This is a genomic window from Fusobacterium ulcerans ATCC 49185 (assembly GCF_900683735.1).
GTDB lineage: Bacteria > Fusobacteriota > Fusobacteriia > Fusobacteriales > Fusobacteriaceae > Fusobacterium_A > Fusobacterium_A ulcerans_A.
Window position 1 is genome coordinate 1023433 of sequence record NZ_LR215979.1, and the last position, 18246, is coordinate 1041678.

The 18246-nt window shown below is 28.7% G+C and carries 16 protein-coding genes; 10 read left to right on the forward strand and 6 right to left on the reverse strand.

Annotated features, from left to right (window positions below):
* Positions 1-10: 10 nt before the first annotated feature.
* The 5 genes from rbsC to E0E45_RS04635 are packed head-to-tail and all read right to left on the reverse strand — an operon-like array spanning position 11 to position 4718.
* Complete coding sequence (rbsC, locus tag E0E45_RS04615; protein ID WP_096403080.1) at positions 11-937, reverse strand: ribose ABC transporter permease; 927 nt, start codon at positions 935-937, stop codon at positions 11-13.
* A complete protein-coding gene (rbsA, locus tag E0E45_RS04620) occupies positions 930-2426 on the reverse strand; it encodes a ribose ABC transporter ATP-binding protein RbsA (protein WP_130890089.1) in 1497 nt (498 codons plus the stop codon). Before rbsA ends, rbsC begins: the two co-directional genes overlap by 8 nt.
* A 9-nt stretch (positions 2427-2435) precedes the next feature.
* Positions 2436-2843, reverse strand: a complete 408-nt coding sequence (rbsD, locus tag E0E45_RS04625; RefSeq protein ID WP_130890090.1) for a D-ribose pyranase — start codon at positions 2841-2843, stop codon at positions 2436-2438.
* The gene (gene rbsK / locus E0E45_RS04630) at positions 2830-3753 is read right to left on the reverse strand and encodes a ribokinase (RefSeq protein ID WP_130890091.1); all 924 of its coding nucleotides are present in this window, start codon (positions 3751-3753) and stop codon (positions 2830-2832) included. Before rbsK ends, rbsD begins: the two co-directional genes overlap by 14 nt.
* A complete protein-coding gene (locus E0E45_RS04635) occupies positions 3753-4718 on the reverse strand; it encodes a LacI family DNA-binding transcriptional regulator (RefSeq protein ID WP_130890092.1) in 966 nt (321 codons plus the stop codon). The genes rbsK and E0E45_RS04635 overlap by 1 nt, the downstream gene beginning before the upstream one ends.
* A 484-nt stretch (positions 4719-5202) precedes the next feature.
* Between E0E45_RS04635 and E0E45_RS04640 the strand changes: the two genes are divergently transcribed.
* From E0E45_RS04640 to E0E45_RS04680, 9 genes are all read left to right on the forward strand, one after another.
* Complete coding sequence (locus tag E0E45_RS04640) at positions 5203-6015, forward strand: histidinol-phosphatase HisJ family protein (protein ID WP_130890093.1); 813 nt, start codon at positions 5203-5205, stop codon at positions 6013-6015.
* A gap of 25 nt (positions 6016-6040) precedes the next feature.
* Positions 6041-6325: a hypothetical protein gene (locus E0E45_RS04645; protein ID WP_130890094.1), complete on the forward strand. Its 285-nt coding sequence runs from the start codon at positions 6041-6043 to the stop codon at positions 6323-6325.
* Between the two features lie 172 nt (positions 6326-6497).
* Positions 6498-6893 carry an META domain-containing protein gene (locus tag E0E45_RS04650; protein WP_130890095.1) on the forward strand — a complete coding sequence of 132 codons (396 nt, stop codon included), beginning with the start codon at positions 6498-6500 and terminating at the stop codon, positions 6891-6893.
* Positions 6894-7106: 213 nt separating this feature from the next.
* Positions 7107-8423 (forward strand): MATE family efflux transporter, encoded by a 1317-nt coding sequence (locus E0E45_RS04655; protein WP_130890096.1) that lies wholly within the window; start codon positions 7107-7109, stop codon positions 8421-8423.
* A 264-nt stretch (positions 8424-8687) separates the two neighbouring features.
* On the forward strand, positions 8688-10034 hold the full coding sequence (locus E0E45_RS04660) for an MATE family efflux transporter (RefSeq protein WP_147391519.1): 1347 nt from the start codon (positions 8688-8690) through the stop codon (positions 10032-10034).
* A gap of 15 nt (positions 10035-10049) precedes the next feature.
* Positions 10050-12713 carry a PD-(D/E)XK nuclease family protein gene (locus tag E0E45_RS04665; RefSeq protein ID WP_130890098.1) on the forward strand — a complete coding sequence of 888 codons (2664 nt, stop codon included), beginning with the start codon at positions 10050-10052 and terminating at the stop codon, positions 12711-12713.
* A 2-nt stretch (positions 12714-12715) separates the two neighbouring features.
* Entirely contained in the window at positions 12716-15787 is a 3072-nt protein-coding gene (locus E0E45_RS04670; RefSeq protein WP_130890099.1) for a UvrD-helicase domain-containing protein, read from the forward strand.
* Positions 15784-16317 (forward strand): GrpB family protein, encoded by a 534-nt coding sequence (locus tag E0E45_RS04675; protein WP_232044057.1) that lies wholly within the window; start codon positions 15784-15786, stop codon positions 16315-16317. The genes E0E45_RS04670 and E0E45_RS04675 overlap by 4 nt, the downstream gene beginning before the upstream one ends.
* 30 nt (positions 16318-16347) lie before the next feature.
* The gene (locus E0E45_RS04680; RefSeq protein WP_130890101.1) at positions 16348-16929 is read left to right on the forward strand and encodes a flavodoxin family protein; all 582 of its coding nucleotides are present in this window, start codon (positions 16348-16350) and stop codon (positions 16927-16929) included.
* Positions 16930-16972: 43 nt separating this feature from the next.
* On the opposite strand, the gene E0E45_RS04685 is transcribed toward E0E45_RS04680, so the two are convergent.
* Complete coding sequence (locus E0E45_RS04685) at positions 16973-17425, reverse strand: hypothetical protein (protein ID WP_130890102.1); 453 nt, start codon at positions 17423-17425, stop codon at positions 16973-16975.
* A gap of 547 nt (positions 17426-17972) precedes the next feature.
* On the opposite strand from E0E45_RS04685, the gene E0E45_RS04690 reads away from it, so the two are divergent.
* The gene (locus E0E45_RS04690) at positions 17973-18215 is read left to right on the forward strand and encodes a hypothetical protein (RefSeq protein WP_130890103.1); all 243 of its coding nucleotides are present in this window, start codon (positions 17973-17975) and stop codon (positions 18213-18215) included.
* Positions 18216-18246: the final 31 nt, after the last annotated feature.

Consider the following 18246-nt stretch of genomic DNA (forward strand, 5'->3'; position numbering starts at 1 on the left):
CACTCCTTATTTATTTGTTAGACTTTTTGTCTATTAATACTGCGATTAAGATAACTAGAGCTTTAATCATCATTTGATAATAAGAAGAAACATCAAGTAGATTTAAAGCATTTCCTAAAACACCAATGATAATGGCTCCAAGAGCTGTTCCTGTAACTTTTCCAACTCCTCCAGAAAGAGATGTTCCTCCTAAAACAACAGCTGCTATTGCATCAAGTTCATATCCTGTACCTGCTGTAGGCTGAGCAGAGAAAAGTCTGGAAGTAGTTATTACTCCTGCAAGAGCTGCAAGAACTCCACAAGTACCATATACCCATATTTTTATTTTATCTACATTTATACCAGAAAGTTTGGTAGCTTCTTCATTTCCACCTATTGCATATGTATATCTACCAAATTTTGTATGAGATAGGATATAATGACCTCCAATAAATAAAAGAATCATTAAGTATATAGGAACTGGAATGTTGAAAATATATCCATCACCAATATTTTCAAAAAGCATACCTCCATCACGAACAGTAATAGGCTTTCCATTAGTAAATACCAGGGTAGCACCTCTTAGGAAAGTCATTGTCACCAATGTAACAATGAAAGCCTGTAATTTCATTACTGAAACTAAAAATCCATTGAAAAATCCAAAAATCATTCCTAAAGCGAGAGTTATTATAAGAGCAATTAAGGGATTTAATCCAATATTTAAAAGATAAGCCATAACTGCACCGCAAAAAGCAAGAATTGAACCTACTGAAAGATCAATTCCTCCTGTAAGAATAACAAATGTCATTCCAATAGCAATTATTGAATTTATAGAAGTTTGTCTTAATACATTCAGAATATTTGCCATAGACAAGAATCTGGGATTTAGAATAGCCACTATTATAGAAAATATAACAAGACCAATCAAAGGTTTGTTGCTCCAAAGTTTTTTAAACATTATTTCCTCCTACTGCACATCTCATTATTTTTTCCTGTGTTGCCTCTTCACCTGTGAATTCACCAGTTATTTTATGATTATGAATAACTAATATTCTATCACTAAGTCCAAGAATTTCAGGCATTTCAGAGGAAACAATGATGATGCTTAATCCTTTTTTCTTTAATTCATTAATGAAGTCATATATCTCTTTTTTAGCTCCTACATCTACTCCTCTTGTAGGTTCATCTAATATAAGTATCTTAGGATTAGTTAGTAAAGCTTTAGCAATAGCTACTTTCTGCTGATTTCCTCCACTCAGATTTTTAATTTTCTGATCAATAGTTGGAGTTTTAATACTAAATTTCTCTACATAATCTTCTACACTGTTTTTTTCACTTTTTTTATTAATTTTAAAGAAAGTTGAAAAGAATTTTAAAGATGATATAGTCATATTTTCTTTAACACTTAACCCAAGAACAAGACCATCACCTTTTCTGTCTTCAGATACATAGGCAATTCCATTAGAAATACCTTCTTGAGCTGACTTTATATTTTTTTCAGAACCATTGAGCAATACCTGCCCTGAATGCTTTTTTAAATGGCCATAGATAGTTTTTACAAGTTCACTTCTTCCAGCTCCCATAAGACCAGATATTCCTAGTATTTCACTTTCGTGAAGCGTAAATGAGATATCATCTATAAAGTCATTTTTAAGATTTTTTACTTTTAGAACTTCTTTTCCTTTTTTTACATTTACTCTGGGAAATTGTTCATCAAGAGATCTTCCTACCATATTTCTAATAATAAATTCTTCATCAATATCTTTTACTTCTTTTTCATATATAAATTTTCCATCTCTCATTATTGTAATATCATCACATATTTCTGGAATCTCTTTTAACCTGTGAGAGATATATACAATGCTTTTCTTTTCTTTTGTAAGTTCCCTGATTACTTCAAAAAGACTTTCAGTTTCACTGTCAGTAAGAGCATCAGTAGGCTCATCCATTACTATTATTTTAGCATTTTGAGATAAGGCTTTAGCTATTTCCACCATTTGCATTTTTCCAATAGTAAGATTTTTAATTAATGTTTTTTCGCTTTCAGTGACATTTAATTTATCAAGTAAAAATCTTGCTTCTTTATCCATAAGTTTAGCATCTATTTTTCCAAAGCTGTTTGTAAGTTCTCTTCCTAAAAAGATATTTTCTGTTATACTTAGCTCTGGAATCAGGTTTAATTCTTGATGAATAACAGCAATTCCTCTTTCCTGTGAATCTGTTACATTTTTAAAATTTACTTTTTCATTTCCTAGATAGATATTCCCACTGTCCATTTGATATATACCAGTCATAATTTTGATAAGGGTAGACTTACCAGCTCCATTTTCTCCTAAAAGAGCCATTACTCTTCCACGATATATATTTAAATGAGCACCATTGAGGGCCTTTACACCAGGGAAAGTTTTGACAATTTCAGTCATTTTTAAAACTATTTCTTTTTCCATATTCTCTCCCTAAAATACTACTCCTGATTTCAGTATTATATTTGCATACGGAGAACATTCTCCAGTTCTTACAATAACCTCACTATTATGAGTAATTTTTTTAAACTCTTCATGAGGAACAAAAACAACTTTAGGATTCATGCCAGCTTCTTTAAATGATTTCATGATTGATTCATACATAAACATATTTTTTTCTTTTATTTCTTCAGCAAGAATGATTTCCTCTACCTGCATTTCGCTAAGTACAGGGTTTAACACTTTAATAAATCCTGGAAGACCAGCTTCTACAGCTAAATCTATTCTTTTGACATTTTGTGGAATAGGAAGACCAGAATCACAAAGAGTGATATGTGCTGTATGTCCGATTTTTGCTATTTCATAAGATAATTCACTATTTAGTAATCTACTTTTTTTCATTCTTTTCTCCTTTGAAATTTTCAACTTCTTTAATAGTTGGTATTGATATTTGAGCTCCTTTTCTTGTTACAGTTATGGCAGAAACTTTTGTAGCAAATTCAATAGCTTCATCTAAATTATCACCTTGAATATTTTTTACAAGACCACCAATAAAACTGTCACCAGCAGCAGTAGTATCCACAGCTTTTACTTTATAAGCAGTATGAAGTGTAGAACCTTTTTTATTTAAATGAAGAGAACCTTGACTTCCAAGAGTAACAATAAGTTCTTTTACTCCCATATTTAAAAGTTTTTGAGCAGCAGCTTCTATTTCTTCTAAAGTGTTTGTAGGCATACCAGTTATGATGCCAAGTTCACTTTCATTAGGAATAATTATATCGCTGTTTTTTATGATTTCATCACTCAGCAGAGCAGCAGGAGCAGGGTTTAATATAGTTATTTTTTCAGCTTCCTTTGCTTTTTTTAATACATATTCCACAGTATCTATAGGTATTTCCAGCTGAGTAACAAGTATATCTGCATTATTTATAACTTCTATATGTCTGTCTATATATGCTCTGTCTACATCCATATTTGCACCAGATACAACAAGTATTCTATTTTGACCATTTTCTTCAACTATTATTTTAGCTATACCAGTAGATGAAGCAGAATTTTCTATATATTCAGTATCAACTCCGCTGTTATTCATTGATGATATAAGATCCTTACCAAATGAGTCATTTCCTATTTTGCCAAGCATTGTAACTTGAGTTCCTAATTTTCCAATAGCAACAGCCTGATTAGCTCCTTTTCCACCAGGCACTTGAAAAAATTCTTTTCCAAAAAGAGTTTCTCCTCCCCTTGGAGCTCTTTCACACACAGTTACCAAGTCCATATTTATACTTCCTGCAACTACAACTTTTTTCATTAAAACTCCTTTCTATTTTTTATCAAAATAGGTTCTATATATGTTTTTTTTCTTTTATTTTTATCTGTAAAAAAAAGAGAGTATGTTTTTTCTCCTATTATATCAAGTGGTATTTTACAAGAGATAATATTTATTCCAAGTACCTCAAGATATTCAATTTCCTCAAAACATGATAATTCTATTTCTTTATCAACAGCTTTCATAGCTTTTAAAAATCCTAAAAGCATAAGGTTATTAGAAGCAAAAACAGCTGTAGCTGAAGTATTCAAAATTTTTTTTCCAGCTTTATATCCGCTTTCAAATAAAAAATCTCCTTCATGAATATTAGTTTTTGAATATGGAATATTCATATCAAGGTGGGCGTTTATATATCCTTTTAATCTTTCTTCTGCATTGAGGGATGAAAGATCTCCAGTAATAATAGCTATATCTCTATGTCCTCTATTCAATAATTCAGTAACTACTTTATAGGCACCAATATAATTATCAAGAAATACTCCAGGAAGAGTGTAATCTCTAATATCCCTGTCTAAAAGAAAAACAGGAATATTGTAATTAATAAGGGGCAGAAGAGGATTTTTCTCATATTTACCATTAATTAGAATGGCAATAACCCCAGCTATTCTCTGTCCTATTATATTTTTTATAGCTTTCTTTTCTAGTTCAATATTTTCAGATGTATTGTAAAGAGCTATCTGATAATCACTTTTTGCAAAATTAGCACATATATTATTTATAAGTGAAGCAAAAAATGGGTTGCTGATATTAGGAACTAACAAAGCAATAGTATTATTTTCCATTTTAGATAAATTTCTAGCTATAACATTTGGAGTATATCCTTTCTTTTCTACAAATGCCAGAACTCTTTCCTTTGTTTCAGGGTTGATATTTTCACTTCCATTAATAGCTCTGGAAACAGTGGCTACTGAAATTCCGAGATGAGCTGCAATGTCTTTCATATTCATATAATCACCACTTGTTTTTATAGTTATGTAACCGTTTACAATAGAATATTACCTTACACTTTGTACTTTGTCAATAATGAATGTTTAAAAAATAAAATGATATGCACTCTGAAAAAAAAATTCATATTTTTTAGAAAAAAATGTTATATTATTTTAAACAAATAGAACGTAAAAAGCATTCTCATTACCTGATGAGAACTTTTTATAAAAAAAAGTGATTTTTAAAGGTACTTATTTTTTTATTGTTTTAAATGCGAACAGAAAAAATTATTGTCAGAATATTATTATTAATTAAAAAAAAAGGAAGATAAAATATCAAAATGTCAGCAGCTGTACTTGAAAATTTAAATAGATTATGATACTCTTAGTGTGTGCTATATGCATTGTTAATTGGTAATTATAAAATTTTAAGAATATTTGTGAAATATAAAACATAGAAGTAAAAATATAGATTAAAAAGCTTTATTTATCAGGGAGGTTTATTTTGGGAAATATTATAAGCGACTATCATGTACATAGTGAGTTTTCAGGAGATTCAACTCAGGATATGGAGGAAATTATTCAAAGGGCTATTTCTTTAGGATTACAGGAGATAGCTCTCACAGACCATTTGGAATATGATATAGAAGGAATGACTGACAGATGGGTACTGAAAGTAGATAAATATGTAAAAAGGGTATTGGAACTGAAGGAAAAATACAAAAAAGAAATAGATGTAAAGTTAGGAGTAGAGGTAGGAGTACAGACTCATACAAGGGAATATTTAGAGGGAGTTGTAAGCAGCTATCCTTTTGATTTTGTAATAAATTCCAGCCATGCTATCAATAGAATAGATCTTGCTTTTGGAGAGATACAGGAAGGAAAAACAAAAGAAGAAGTACAGGCACTTTATTTTGACAATGTATTAAAAAATGTAGAGATTTATGATAAATTTAATGTTTATGGACATCTGGATTTTGTAACAAGATATGGTGGACCTAAATATAGAGGGTTAAACTATAAAGAAAATTTTGATAGAATTGATGCTGTATTAAAAAAGTTAATAGAAAAAGGAAAAGGTATAGAAATTAATACTTCTGGATATAGATATAAAGAAGATAGATTTTATCCATGTACTGATATCATAAAAAGATATTATGAACTTGGGGGAGAAATCTTGACAATAGGATCAGATGCTCATGTAAAAGAGTATTTAACTATGGATTTCAAGAGAGCATATGACTTTTTAGAAAGTATAGGTAAAAAATATATTACTTCTTTTGAAGGAATGCAGCCAGTTTTTAAGAAAATAAAATAATATAGAGAAGGAAGAGGTAAATAAAATGACATATGAAGTAAGCAGAGAAGTAATGAATGAAGTGATAAAAGAATTTGCTAAAACGGCAAAAAAATTGAAAGGAGATTTGGTAGTATTTACATCAAGACTTGAAGATGAATATGTAATAAGAGATATCAAAGATTTTGAAAAATTAAAAATAAAAAATGGTGACATGGTTGAAGCTACTGTTTATGTAGATGATGATGACGAGTTATTTGAAGAATTTAGACTTGGAAATGGAAAAGATGATCAAGAAGTAAGAGATAAAGTTCTTGATAGAAAAAAATAATATATTTTTAGTATTTATTAGAAATTAATGACTAAAAATATGTTAATAAAACTTACATAATGAAGAAATTTGAAATGGTAAAATTGTATTTTCAGCTTGTTTTAAAAACTGTTTGATTTAATATATAAAAAATGATAGAGTGTATTAAAAGTCTTTAATGGAGGTAGAAATAATGTATAAAAAAATAATAACTTTTTTAGCAGCAGGAGCTCTTTTAGTTGGGTGTTCTAGTTTAGGGTCTGGAAAAAATGATATAAAAAGTATAGAAAAACAAGAATTTCTATTAACTAATATGTACAAAGATGCAAATATAACTATTGCATTTGAAGGAGATAGAGTATATGGATTTTCTGGTGTAAATAGATATTTTGGAGGAGCTAAAATAGAGGGAGATAATATAGAAGTACTTAATGTTGCTTCTACTATGATGGCTGGGCCAGAAAATAGAATGCAGGCTGAAAGTGGATATATCAAACTCTTAAATGAAGCTGATAAAATAGAAGTTAAAAATGATAGTATCATATTACTTACTAAAGATAATGAAAAATTAATATTTGAAAAAAAATAGTCAGATAATTTAGTCAATGTATATAGGAAACTGTAAAATAGTTTAATGTTTTATATGAAATAAGCTAAAAATTATTTAGACAGAATAAATTTGATATTGTTAATGCAATTGTAACCTTGTTGCCACATGATTGGATTAAATTGAATCTAAAATTTCCCTCTATGTAATTAGAGGGATTTGAATTTTTTGTAAAAAATTTATAAGGAGAATAAAATGTCTAAAAGTATTAGCTTGGGTAAAGATCCAGTATGGAAATTATTTTTAAATTTCTCTATCCCAGCAGTGACAGGAATGATAGTAACAGCTATGTATTCTATAGTGGATGGAATATTTGTAGGTCGGGGAGTAGGAGCAGAAGGGCTTGCTGCCTTAAATTTAGGCTATCCAATAGTGAATTTTGGAGCTGCCTTGAGTCTGATGTTTGGAATAGGAGGGGCTACTCTTATTTCTTTAAATCCAAAGGATAAAGAATTTTGTAACAGATGTTTTTCATATATAATAGTGCTTAATGTTACTGCATATCTGCTTATACTTCTTTTGGTTATATTTTTTAATGAAAGAATAATAAGGCTTATGGGAGCAAATGATAATCTTCTTCCAATGGTAAAAGCATATATGTATCCATGTACAGCAGCATTGGGATTTCTAATGATATCAAATAGTCTTAATGCTGTGGTAAGAAATGACAAAGCACCAGCTTATGCTTTTATTTCAATGGTCATAGGAGCTGTTACCAATATATTTTTAGATTGGCTTTTTATAATGAAATTTGGTTTTGGAATATTTGGGGCAGCAACAGCTACTGGAATAGGACAATTATTTTCAATGCTTTTTCTTATAAGGTACTTTATGAAACCTGGTTCAAGATTTAAGTTTTCATTTGAAAATAGAATAAAAATGGATATAATGAAAAAAATAGCAGCCATAGGGTTTCCATCATTTATAATGGAATTTACAGTGGCACTGATAACAATCTTGTTCAATATTTCCTTTATGAAGTATAGTGGGGAGATGGGGGTATCAGCTTTCTGTATAGTTGGTTATGTATTTTATATATTCAGGATGTTGTATAATGGTATGGGACAGGGAATACAGCCAATAGTAAGTTATAATTATGGAGAGAGAAAATTAGAAAGAGTGGAAGACACATTTAAAATTGGACATAAAATATCATTTGGAATAGCAGTTATCATACTTATATGGGTGAACTTCTTTGGAAGCAGCCTTATAAGAATGTTTAATGAAGATCCAGAACTTATAAAGACTGCTGTGCATGGGTTAAGATTGTATGCAAGTGCAATAATATTTGTGGGAGCTAATTTTATAAATATATCTTTCCTTCAATCTAAGGATAAAGCAAAGGCTGCCAATATACTTTCAGTCTTGAGAAGTACAGTATTTGTATTGATAGGACTTATTCTTCTTCCTAAATTTTTAGGTGAGAATGGAATATGGTTGGCTCTGCCATTTTCAGATTTGATGACATTTTTAACAACTTTAGTATTGAGAAAGAAAACAGATATATTATAAAAAAGAAAGACTGTTTTAAAAATAAAAAATATTAGAATTTTCTGGTAATAAAAAATTTTAAAATTTGGATTATTTTAACAGTCTCTTTTTTTATGAAATAAAAAATATAAAACATTTGACTGAAAAATATTTAGTATACAATTTAATTTTTGTTATATTGAAAATAATCTAAAAATCTGAAATTAAAAAATTAAATTAAAAAGATGAAAAAAAATAGGAAATGTACTATAATTAAAGTAGAGAATATACATGGGGGGAGTGGCAATGGATATAAAAAGAGAGTGGAGAAGAAATAAAAAAGTATTTGCAGCGATTATGGCAATAGCTCTTCCTGCAATAGCTGATTTATTTGTTCAAACATTATTAGGATTTTTTGATATGATAATGGTTGGAAAATTAGGGCCAGTAGCAATAAGTTCAGTAGGAATAGGAAATGCTCCTGTGCAGGCAGTTATTCCAGTGTTTTTTGCAATAAGTATTGGAACAACAGCCATAGTCAGCAGAGCTTTTGGATCAGACAATAAAAAAGAGGGGAAAAATTCAATGGCACAGAGTATAATTCTATCTGTACCATTTTCTATTATTATAGCAGGGCTCCTATTAATTTTTGGAGATAATATACTTAATCTTGTAGGAAGAGCTGATGATATGGACTTAGTAAGAACTACAGAGTATTACAGAGCAGTAATTATAGGACTGCCATTTTTATGTTTTAACGTAGTATTTGCAGCAGCCTATAGATCAACAAGTAAATCTACGATCCCTATGATAGCAAATCTTATAAGTGTTATTTCAAATATTATATTGAATTATATTTTTATTTTTACACTTGGAATGGGTGTACTTGGAGCTGGAATAGCTACTACAATAGCAAGGGGAATAGTAACAGTTATTTATTTAGTGCTTACACTATTTACAAATAAGTTTTGGGTTTCAATACCATTTAGTGCATTAAAATATGATGGAAGCATGATAAGAAGAATATTGAAAGTGGGAATACCTGCTGCAGTAGAACAGGGTATATTCAGAATAGGTATGCTTGTGTTTGAAATGATGGTAATATCTTTAGGAACTATGGCATATACTTCACATAAGATAGCTCTTACAGCTGAATCATTCTCATTTAATATGGGATTTGGGTTTTCTGTAGCAGGAACAGCATTGGTAGGACAGCAGTTAGGAAAAAATTCACCTAAAAATGCTGAAAGGGATGCAAAGGCAACAACTTTGCTGGCACTTTGCGCAATGTCAGCTTTTGGATTGACATTCTTTATACTTCCTGGAACGATAATAGCAATGTTTACTAAGGAGCCTGCTATTAGAGAGATGGCAACAGGAGCTTTAAGATTGGTGTCAATATGTCAGCCGTTCCTTGCAGTATCAATGGTATTGAGTGGTTGCTTGAGAGGAGCTGGAGATACTAAGGCAGTTCTTCTTATAACAAGTCTGGGAATGTATCTGATAAGAATACCACTTACATATTTATTTTTATATAAATTAGATACAGGGCTGTTGGGAGCATGGGTAGTTATGTCAATAGATCTAGGATTTAGAAGTATAGCTTGCTACAGAACATTTAAAAAAGGAAGATGGAGATACTTGAGTGTTTAATGAATGGAGGTAGTTTTGGCAGAAAAAAAAATAAACTTTAGATATATTGGGTATGGAAATAGTTTTGCAGATGAATATTGGAGAAAAGAGGACAAGGTAGAGAGCAATCTGTACCTTTTTTCTGATAACAGGATGAAATCTGTATTTGTTAAGAAAATGAAAAGAGATATTTTCTCAAAACAACCAGAGTTTATGACTATGGATGAGTTTAGAGAGAGAATATTTATTTCAGATAAAATAGTATTGAAAGAGGCTAAGAGAATCTTAGCCTTTTATAAGTCTATACCACAAGATGTGAAAGATGAGCTTAATATAAAATCATATTATGATATAATAGATTTTGCAAATAATTTTTTTACATATTACAGAGAAATGAATATAAATGATATAGAAAAGATAGACAATATACATAACTGGCAGGAAAAATATTTCTACTATTTTGACAGAATAAAAGAGTCATTTGATATGCTGTGTCAGAAACATAACTATATTCCGAATGACTGGCTTGAGAGTATGGAATATTTTCAGGCAAAGTGGATTCAGAAATACAAAAGAATAATTTTTGTAGATATAATAGAATATCCAGAAATATATAAAAGAATAATAAATAAGTTATTAGAAGAAAAAGAGATAGAAATAATACTTCAATTAGAAAATGGAGATTTTGATGAAAATAAGCTTAAAATAGAAAAAATAACTTTACCAGAAATTTCTCCTAGCAGAATATATGTATATCAGTCTAAAGATGAATTAGAAGAGAGTATGAGTCTGATTTATTTATTTGAAGAAAAAAGGAAAAGTGGAGATATGTATTCGCCTGTTCCAGAAAATAATACCTACCATAATATTTTCCCAAGATATTTTGGAAAATCTCAGGCAGTAACAATGAATGATACAAAATTATATAAATTTTTAAATATACAGTTGAATATTCTTATGAATATGGAAGAAAAACTTGGAAGAGTTTATTTAATATCAGCTTTTAAAAAAGCATTTGATGATAGAGTATTTAGAGAATATTATTCACTGAGTGCAGAAGATATAATTACACTTAATAGCTTTATGAGAGAAGATTATAAATATATTTCTTCTAAAATATTGGACACATCAGAAGCTGAATGGATATTTTCAAATAATGTTGAATTTAGAAATAAAATGGAAAATATATTTTTTGATCTGAGTAGTATAATAGAATTAAAAGGTGTAGATGATATATATGAATATTTTAAAAAGCAGATAAATTTAGAAAAATTTATTGAGAAAGAATATGGAAGTATTTTTGAGAAATTTTTTGAAATATTTGGAATAATGAAAAGTAATGAAAATATGAGTATTCATAATAGTTTTAATACATATTTTGAAGGAAATCTTGGAAGTTCTCTTTTTAGGCTTGTTATTCAGTATATGAAAGACATAGTTATATCTTCAAATGAAAAAGTAGATTCTGAAAGGGCTATTGTTAAAAATATGGAAGCTGCTAGATTTGCAAGAGAAAGCAGATCATTATATAAAGAGAAAAAAATGTTTGGAGAAACTAATTTCTTTATGGATATTACTGGGGATATTCTACCAGGGAATATAGGTGATAATCTTATATTTACTGAAAAACAAAGAAAAGATATGGGAATGGTAAGTAGAGAGGAAAAAAGAGAAATAAAAAAATATAGATTTTTTCAAGCTGTATTCACTAACATCAATGCTGTTATTTTTACTAAAAAAAATGAAGATAAGGGTATAGATATATCTCCATTTTTAGATGAGCTTTGTATAAAATATAATTTAGAAATAAAAAAGGCACCTGTTGATCTAAATGGAAGTATAGAGGCTCTTAAGAATTCTATATTTGAAAAAGAAAAAGGATATTCACAATTTGAAATGGAAAGTTTTCCAAAAGATAATGAAGATTTCAAAGATGGAAAATTAAGTATGGGAGCATACGATTACAGCAATTTAAAACAATGCAGATTGAAATTCTATTTTCAAAAGATGAATAATCTGGAATATCTATGTCTGCCAGAAGAAAGTGATATAAGCAGCAGATTTTTTGGAATACTTGTTCATAAAGTATTAGAAGAAATAGTAAAAGGAATGTGGAAAGAAGTAATATCAAAGGGAAACTTTAAAATTGACAGTACTTATATAGAGGAAATATTGAATAAACATTTTTCATACAGCAGAGCTAAAATACCAGTACATATGGATAATTACTGCAGTGAAATAATGATTCCAATAATTACAGCTAATATAGAGAAGTTTTTTAGTTATATAGAAACAAAATATCAAAATATTAAAATAAAAAGATTTCAAGGAGAAAAGGGAGTATATGAAACAAAGCCATTTATAGATGGAGATATTCAGATATTTCTAAGAGGAGTAGCAGATCTGGTAATAGAAAGTGAAATTGGAAACGAAATCATAGACTACAAGACTGGAGGAGCTAACAAAGAACAGCTGGATTATTACAGCATAATTCTATATGAAGATGAAAAGAAAGCTCAAAAATATATTTTCAATGTATGGAAAGGAAATATAGAAGTACATGAAGAGATAAAACTTACAAAAGAGGGATTAAAAGAGGATATAATTGACTTCTTGAAAAGCAGTGAATATTCTCTGGCTGAAAAAACAGGAACATGCAGCAGCTGTGAATATATAAAAATATGTGGAAGGGGGAGATAATTGTGAAAAACAGACTGGTTTTGAAAGCAAGTGCTGGAACAGGAAAAACTTATCGTCTCTCTCTGGAATATGTAGGGGCATTATGCAGAGGTATAGATTTTAAAGATATACTTGTAATGACTTTTACTAAAAAGGCCACTGCTGAAATAAAAGAAAGGATACTTAAATTTCTTAAAGAACTGGAAGAAAATACAAAAGATGGAGAAAGTATAAAAGAAAATTTGAAGAAGATATATCCAGATATGGAATTTAACCATGAAAAAATATCTTCTATATATAGAGATCTGATTCAAAATAGAGATAAATTAAAAGTATATACTATTGACGCCTTTACCAATCTGATATTTAAAAAGGCGATAGCTCCATATTTAAAAATATATTCATATGAGATAATTGATGATGATGAAAATAGAAAAATCCTTATAAAAACATTTCAGAAGATATTTGATAATAAAGATGATTTCAGAGCTTTTAAAGGTTTTCTGGAGGATAATTCAGAAAAAGATATGGAAAATTATCTTACCCTTATAAAAAATCTGTTAAATGAAAGATGGAAAGTTATTGTGCTGGGAGAAAAGCTGAAAGAGAAAAGAAATGGACTGTCAGCAGAAAGCAACTGGAAATATATGGACAGAATAACTGAGATATTAGAGAGGGTATCTAAAATAAAGGATAAATCTTTGGAGGAGCTTTTTAAAACTTCACTGAAAAAATATCTCTTATGTAAGAATGAAGATGAAAAAGAGAGCTTTATACTTGAAAAAAATGGAGATATTCTGGAAAAAGAAGTATGGAATGGAGTAAAAGTAAAATCTAAAAAAGGTGATATAGATTCTGAGCTGGAAGATATGAAATATATCTATGGAGAGCTGAGAGACAACCTAGCTAAGACTATGTACAATAACAGCATCATTCCTTATGAGGAAAAGCTTCTGTATATTTTAAATAGAATATATGAGGTTTATGATGATATAAAATTCAGAGAGAAAAGATTTACCCATTCTGATATCAGCAGCTACACTTTTAAATATATCAGAGATAAGGAATTGAATTTTATAAATGAAAATGGAGTGACAGATGAATTTTTTGAAATATTAGATGGAAAAATTGATACTATATTCATAGATGAGTTTCAAGATACAAGTATACTTCAATGGAAAATACTAAAAGATATAATTGATCAGACAAACAATGTAATATGTGTTGGAGATGAAAAGCAGAGTATCTACGGCTGGCGTGGAGGAGAGAAAAAACTTTTTGAAAATCTTGAAAAAATAATAGATGGAAAAGAGGAGAAACTTTTTACCTGCTTTAGAAGTGAAAAAAATATAGTGAGCTTTACAAATATGATATTCTCAAATATTTCTAAAATGTCAGATAGGGAAGAATTTGGAGAAGAACCATGGAATTTCTATGAGGTAAATTCAAAGTCAGAAGATGTATCAGGCCATATAGAAGTATTGAGAAAAAAATCAGAGGAAGAAGCTACAGTAATAGATCAGATAATAAAAAGAATAAAAGATGATTTCAATGGAAATTATAGAGGAATAGGAATATTAGGAAGAACTAATAAAGAGCTGGATATGATAGCAGAAAAATTATCAGAAGCAGATATTCCATATGTTATAGACTCAAATTCCAATATAGTAGATTACAGAGGAATAAATGGACTTTTTTCTTTGATAAATTATCTTGTAAAAAATGATTATCTAGCACTTTTAGATTTTTTTAGATCGGATTTGATAAATATAAGGGTAAAAGCTCTTAAATATTTGATAAAAAATAGAGAAGATGTAGAAAAATATCTCAATATGGAAGAGGCAGAAATTCTATTAGACGGTGTCGATCTTGAAGTATTGGAAATAGTGAGAGATATTAGAAAAGAATATCTGGAGAACAATGGAGAAACAATTTTTCTTACTTATGATATTTTGAAAAAAGTAGGAATAGGTGGAAAACTTAATAGTAAAAGTGATATTTCAAATATTTATTCTTTTTATAAAATAATAAAGAGCTATAAATATTTTGAGGAATTTATAGTTGAATTTGAAGATAAAAGAAATAGTGATAAATTTAAAAAAATGGTATTGGAAGATGATAACAGTGTCAATGTTATGACAATACATAAATCTAAAGGGTTAGAATTTGATACTTTGTTTTATTATTATAATCCTTCATCAAGAGGGAGCTCAAGAGGGAATATGAGATTCTTTCTGAAAATGGATAAAGAGTACAATGAGCCTGAAAGTTTTCTGATTACTCATGACAAATTCAAAAAAGTTATAAAATCTCTAGGAAGAGAGTATGACTATCTGGCTGATATAGAAATCAAAGAGAAGCATGAAGAGATAAATAACCTGTATGTAGCCCTTACGAGGCCTAAAAATAATTTATATATAGCAGTTGAAAATGATAAAGAAAATCTTTTTTCTGAGGCACTCTTTATCAGTGAAGACAAGATAGAAGACAGTGATATCATACCTAGCAAAATTGAAAAGAATGCAATTAAGGAAAAGAAAAGGGAGTTTGTACTTGATTTATCAACACCAGAAGCTGAATATCCTGATGCAGAAGAAAGTATGGAAAAAGAAAGAGAAAAAATTTATTCTCATGCTCTTGGAAATGAGATAAAAAGAGTAAGGGGAACAACAGTACATTTTTTCTTAGAAAATATTATAAATGGAACTGATGAAGAGGTGACTCTCTCAAAGGAACTTACTTTTTCAAAATTTGCTTCTGTCATAGGAGAAAAGGCTATAAAGGAACTTTTGTCAGATGAAAATATAGAATATATTTTGAATAAAAATAGAGAGATTTTTTCCAATAAATGGGATTTTATATTTCCTGAATATGAAGTATTTACAGAAGACAAGACATACAGAATAGATAGACTTATGATAAAAATGCCAGATGAAGATACTAAAGGAACAGTATATATAGTTGACTATAAAACTGGAGAAACTGATGAAGACCAGATAGAAAATTATAAATATTTAATAGAAAAACTTTTAGAAGATAGAGAGATGCTGAATAAATTTGAAATAATCACAGAATTTATAGAATTTAAATTATGAAAATAGAAGGAGTAAATATGATAGTTGAAGTAAAAGAGCACAATCCAGAATGGGCTTGTTTGTATCTTGAGGAAGCTGAAAAAATAAAAAAAATACTTCAAGGTGAGCTTATCAAAATATATCATATAGGAAGCACTTCTGTAAAAGGGTTAAAAGCAAAGCCAATAATAGATATAATGCCAGTGGTAAAAGATATAAATAGTATAGATCAGTATAATAGTGAGTTTATTGAATTAGGCTATGAGCCAATGGGTGAATTTGGAATACCAAAAAGAAGATTTTTTAAAAAAGGAAAAGAAAAAAGAACTCATCATATTCATATATTTCAAATTGCTGATAGAGAAAATATTGAAAGGCATCTTGCAGTAAGAGATTATCTGAGAGAACATCCAGAAGATGCAGAAGCATATGGAGAGCTGAAGTATGAATTAGCACAAAAGTTTCCAAAAGATATAGAAGGCTATTGTGATGGAAAAGATTCCTTTGTAAAAAATTTAGAGAAAAAAGCTCTTGCATGGGATAAAAAGTAGACATTTAAAGTTTTGACAAGGGAGAGGTTTATGAAAAATATATTAGTAGTTGTTGGAAGTGGAAGAAAAAATGGAAATACTGAACAATTAGCAGATTCTTTTATAAAGGGTGCTGAAGAAGCTGGACATCATGTGAAAAAAGTTTTTTTAGGAAATAAAACAATAAATGGCTGTATAGGATGTAATGCCTGCCGTTATGGGAAACCATGCATACAGAAAGATGATTTCAATGAGCTGATTCCTGATATAAAAAGTTGTGACTTACTGGTTTTTGCTTCTCCACTTTTTTTCTGGACAATTTCAGCAAAAATAAAAGCTTTTATTGAACGTTTTTATTGTATTGCAGAAGAGGATTCTAATCCTTCATTAGGAAGATATGAAAAATATCCTGTAAAAGACTGTGCACTGCTTATGACTTCAGCAGATAATTTCTTCTGGACATTTGAACAGGTAACTTCTTATTATCAGTTTACTTTAGTCAATTATATAGGATTTAAAGATAAGGGAATGGTGTTGGCAGGAGGATGTGGAAATACTAATGGTAAGCCTAAGATTAAAGAAACAGGACATCTCTTAAGGGCATATGAATTTGGTAAAAGAATATATGGATAAAATAAAGGAGAATGACCAAATCATTCTCCTTTTGTTTTAGAATCTAATAATTTAATTCTTTTAGTACTGTATCAATCTCTTCACTTTTTTCCTGAGGAGCATTAATAAAAATAAATGTATTTTCCACTCTAGAAATAACTTTGTATTTTGAGTTAGTTTTCAATGTAAATCTTGAAGTGTTCCCAACAGTTTTTTGAGTTTGAACACTCTTATTTCCCTTTGATTTTTCAAAAGTTTCTTTATTAAGATTGTAAGAACTAACTGCAACATCTACATTTTCAACAATGAAAAATTCAATCTGGTAACCATCTTTTCCTGCAATTAAAACATCTTTAATAGCCTTTGAAGGATATTGAGATGTAATGTTTATTACTTCATACCCATTTTTTCCCATCTTGTTTTCAAAATCTCCAGCTGTCATAGCTTTTTTGTTGCCACAACCTATAATTGTAAAAATCAATACTGCTCCAATTAAAATTGAAATAATTTTTTTCATAAAATCCCCCTTGATAATTTTTATAGTTAATTATATCATAAAACAAATTAATGATGTTAACTTATTTTGAAAGAAAAAATATTTTTTGAAAAATATTGTAGAAATATTGAAAGAAATCAACTATATATTTTTTGAAGAAAGATTTTTTCATAGATATATCACTATTCTTAAAAAATTTATTTTTTTCTTTCTAAATAAAAAATACTCTTTTAAAATATAATGTAAAAAATTTTAAAAAAATAAAAATGTAATGAAGAATTAAATTGGATATTTATAATTTTATTAAAAACTAAATAGTAAATTTATGTAGTAGCAATGGTAATGATATATTTATATAAATTTACTGGAAGAATTTGAAAAGAGAAGAAATTAATCTGTTGCTTCAATACTTTAAAAAATTTTATGAAAGAATGGTAAAATCGTAAGAAGCAGCTAAAAGCAATAAAAGGTTGCCATAATGAAAAATTTACTTGGTAGTATGTAAAGCTAATATTATGTTAAAATTATTTTATAATTTAGATATAAAAATATTAGTGGGGGAATAACTATGAAGGAATTGATTGTTGTTTATAATTTAGCTGTTTGGGTTATTTTATCCTTATTAGGTTTAGTAGTATTGGGAAAATTTGCTCAACTTTTAATAAGGGACTTATCTACAGGAGTTGAAATTTTTATTCCAGGTATATTAATTTTAGTTTGTGGAACTTTGCTGATAGAATATTTTTTTATTACTAGAGTAATTAAATATAACAGAATTTTAAAAAATCGTCATAAAAATAATAAAAAATAAAAAATTATATTATGAAATTTAACTGGCTTAA